At 32.8% G+C, this 3668-nt stretch carries 4 protein-coding genes; all 4 read right to left on the bottom strand.

The window, feature by feature from the left end:
- The coding region (locus L8S15_RS21615) for a hypothetical protein (protein WP_280575146.1) at window positions 1–273 on the bottom strand (273 nt) is incomplete at its 3' end.
- The gene (locus L8S15_RS21620; RefSeq protein WP_050613076.1) at window positions 273–1157 is read right to left on the bottom strand and encodes a glycosyltransferase family 2 protein; all 885 of its coding nucleotides are present in this window, start codon (window positions 1155–1157) and stop codon (window positions 273–275) included. The genes L8S15_RS21615 and L8S15_RS21620, both read right to left, overlap by 1 nt.
- A complete protein-coding gene (locus L8S15_RS21625; RefSeq protein ID WP_050613075.1) occupies window positions 1150–1986 on the bottom strand; it encodes a polysaccharide pyruvyl transferase family protein in 837 nt (278 codons plus the stop codon). The genes L8S15_RS21620 and L8S15_RS21625 overlap by 8 nt, the downstream gene beginning before the upstream one ends.
- Window positions 1976–3668: polysaccharide pyruvyl transferase family protein (locus L8S15_RS21630; protein WP_280575149.1), on the bottom strand; the 1693-nt coding region annotated here is incomplete at its 5' end. The genes L8S15_RS21625 and L8S15_RS21630, both read right to left, overlap by 11 nt.

The following is a 3668-nucleotide window of genomic DNA, read 5'->3' on the forward strand; positions in this document are numbered from 1 at the left end:
GTTTATATATTTAACTTTCCCTATTTTTGTATAATACTTAAGACAGGAATTAAAAACATATATTAGAGCCATCAAGGCCAATAATAAATAGGATGACGACTTTTCTGAAGTATCACCAGAAAGAAGAGATGCTATAAGGTTAAAAATGGCCAACTCAAAAACAGGAGAAATGAGCATATATATCAAAATTAGTGAAAAAACCACTTTAAACTTACGATTCATATTCCTAACAACATGAATAGTCAATTTAATCATTGCACTAATAGCATTCATTAATGTTTAACCTTTGTAAGTGTTTTCAGTATTTGTATGAGCACTCCCAAAGGAGCACGTAGATACCACCGCTTAATCAATCTAACAACTTGTTTATAATCGGATTTTGATTTATCGGAAACAAAAAACATATAATAATTTATTAGTTTGAATATATATAAATCGTAAAATATTGACTGTTCGCTTTTCAAAAGGGGAAGATAATCCAACCATCCGGAAGATAAATTATTACTACACGCGGAGTTAGCTACATTCAATCTATAATAAGCCTTAGATTTATTCATAAAGTAGCACTTCCCTTCAGTCAAAAACTTAGTCCAAAGAACCTGGTCTTCGCCCATGGAAATCCCAACAGGAAAACCACCTAGCGACAAGAACTTCTCTTTATTCAATAAAACCGAAGAACATGTAAAAGGTAAATTATGAAATAATGAACTTCTATAAAAATCCTTTAACGATACTTTCCTAATATCATCAACATCACAACTAACTGTTCTTGCATTTTTTATCTTACCATTAATATCAAAAGCATAAGATGAACCCAACAAGTCACAATTTAACTCTGTCATTACTTTATACATAGAAATTAAATAATCAGCTTCAAGGTAGTCATCACTGTCCAAAAGGCAAACGATGTCATTTTTAGATAACGATATTCCTAAATTTCTAGACTGAGACACACCTAAATTAATACTATTTTCAATTATCTTAAACTTCTCGTCTAAGTTCAGACTTTTCAGTATTTTTAGAGAACAATCAGTCGAGGCATCATCTATAAAAATAACCTCGTTAGGTTGTATGGATTGGCTTTCTATAGTTTCTACAAGCTTGATTATATAGTCTTCTTTATTGTAAATAGGGACAACAATTGTCACACTAATCATAATTAAAGCTTCTCAATATATTATCGATCAAAATATCATCTTGTTGATAACTGCACAGTTTTAGATAATCATTAAAGTCATGTGAGTTATCGCCCCCCAAATTAAGAGGGGATACTTCTCTCTTAGGGTAAACAGAATAGTAATCATAAAACTTAAAATCATCACCATCTAACTTGTCGGATAACTTGATCCACTTGTTAGGTACACCATATGTGTCAGCGATAATCAAACCATGTAAAGATGAAGAAAAAATATATTCACATGAAACTAAATCGTCAATAAAATCTTCCACATCTTGACGGACATCAATAACTCGAATGTTGTCATCCTGGTTTGAATTAGTGACATCATCGAAGTCTACATAATGAGGTATGATACCTATTTTAAACTTCTTAGAAGCCGAAGGAACATAAAATCTAGGAAGCGCTAAAGCAGGATCGCCAACGGCAATTTTATTATCAAGTTCGCCATTAAGTATCCTATTTTTAGTTAAGTAGCCACGAACTAACGATACATTTTGTAAGAAATCAGGAACGTTTTGTGTTGAACTAATTACTCCACTTCCCCAAACTATACTACTTTTCGTAGCTTGTTCTAAAATGCTCCCCGCAGATAAATAATGTTTTCCAACACCAAGTATGTTCTTTCTTATTGGTTTTTTGGTAATACTTGAAATTATATAGGGGCCAACTAGATCCCCTACATTCTTTATTTTAGTAAAATACCAAATAGACACTTTACTATCACCAAAACTCAAATAATCTTTGATGTTATTCAAAAAGAAAAAAAAATCCGACTTATTAAGTCTAATATTTTTTTTAAAAATCATTTTTAAACTCGTCAATTACGTGACTCAAGTAAGAGTATGTTTCATCAATTTTTTGTTGAGATATTCTTTCATGGTTAAGCAAGCTTTGCACGTCTATAGAATTAAAATCATCAGCTATAATCTTAGGAGCAAAGGCTTGAACTCCAACACCCTCAGCATAATCAATGTATTTCATACCATCCCCAGCAACACTATCGCTGTGAGACGCCCAGTTAACTAGAGCTGTAGGTATTCCATATGCCTGACATATAATATAGCAATGCATAGCACTTGTAATTACCGAATCATATTTATTTAATTCAGAGATTAGAGATTCAATATCATTCGAGCTTGAAGCTAAAATAGAAATTTCATCCATATTATCAGATAGAGTAATATCTACATCGAGGTGCGAAAAGTGGCGAACTAATGCAACTCTACCATTATAACTTCTTTCACATTCGAAAATCTTTGGCATAACAATAGCAGGATCACCAAAAACCTCTCTTGTCATAGAGCCGCCATCAGATTCCAATACCTCTTTAGTAATCGGACCTCTAAGCATCAGATACTCTGCACCATTATTGAGTTCAGTTTCTCTTCGGCTAACACCCGAACCAAGCACTACAGATTTGCTATTTGCAAATTTAGCAATTGAACCGATTGATATAAGGTTTTTACCATCAAAGGACTTCATTTTATTTGGCGTTATCAGCTTCACAGAGCGATTTGCAATTCTGGTTATAATGTAAGGACTTAACCAATCACCAAAATTACCTGGTGCTGGATTAAACCACCAACATAAAGGGATAGGGTTTAATCCTTTGGCATAGTTTTGGTATTCAAGGATTGAATCAGCTTGAGCTAAAATATCACTCTTCACTTTATCTTGAGCCATAATATTCTTATTTCTCAAGTCGGAAATTTGTTCAAATTTATTATTTAGAGCACTTACTAACACTTTATGCTTAAAGCTTTTTAGAGATAGTTTTTCCGCATGAACTTCCGCTGTATTTACTCCACCGGAAATAACTCTTTTAGCTTTTAAAGCATACTTAAGAAGTCCAAATTTCGACAGCGTGCTGATCAATACTTGCTTCTTATCAGTGCTATTATTTATTTTTTCGTGTTGAGCGACTTTACCTACAAAGTTCTCTACATTACCAGAGGCACCAAAACTAAAAAACCCTTCGCTTTCACCATCAGATCTCTCTCTTGAAGGAATAACTTGATAACTCAATAAATCACAATTCATACGCCATGACTCTTCAAAAAAGTAATCATCGGTTGCTTTGCCAGTAAACTCTTTCTCTTTAGCTAATGCATCGCTAATAAATCGTCTTGCATTAGGTGTATTATTGACTCCAATAAAGCAAGGTTCCCAAAAACGGCTTCGTAAATGATAACCTGTTTTCATCGGTGATGAGAAACCTCGAGCGAAGCCTATAATATCTGAGCTAAAATTAGCAATATATTCAGGAAAGTAATTAATTTGACAATCTACATCAATCCAGAAAACTTTTTTATCCGGATTTTCAACACATGCTTGATTGAACATTTCAATTTTTTTTCTACAAACATCACTCCACTCTAAACCTTCTGGGATTGTAAGCAAGTCAATTTTATATTCAATATTAAGCCTTTTTAAATTAGCTATTAGTTCATCTTTCTTTTTAGAGTAATATTTATCATCAGTATAAAAT

The organism is Vibrio sp. S/42/10 (genome assembly GCF_029890535.1).
GTDB classification, from domain to species: domain Bacteria; phylum Pseudomonadota; class Gammaproteobacteria; order Enterobacterales; family Vibrionaceae; genus Vibrio; species Vibrio cyclitrophicus.

Bases quoted from the DNA above. Each gene is read 5' to 3' on its own strand.
- L8S15_RS21620 (WP_050613076.1), bottom strand. From the start codon at position 1,157: ATGATTAGTGTGACAATTGTTGTCCCTATTTACAATAAAGAAGACTAT.
- L8S15_RS21625 (WP_050613075.1), bottom strand. From the start codon at position 1,986: ATGATTTTTAAAAAAAATATTAGACTTAATAAGTCGGATTTTTTTTTC.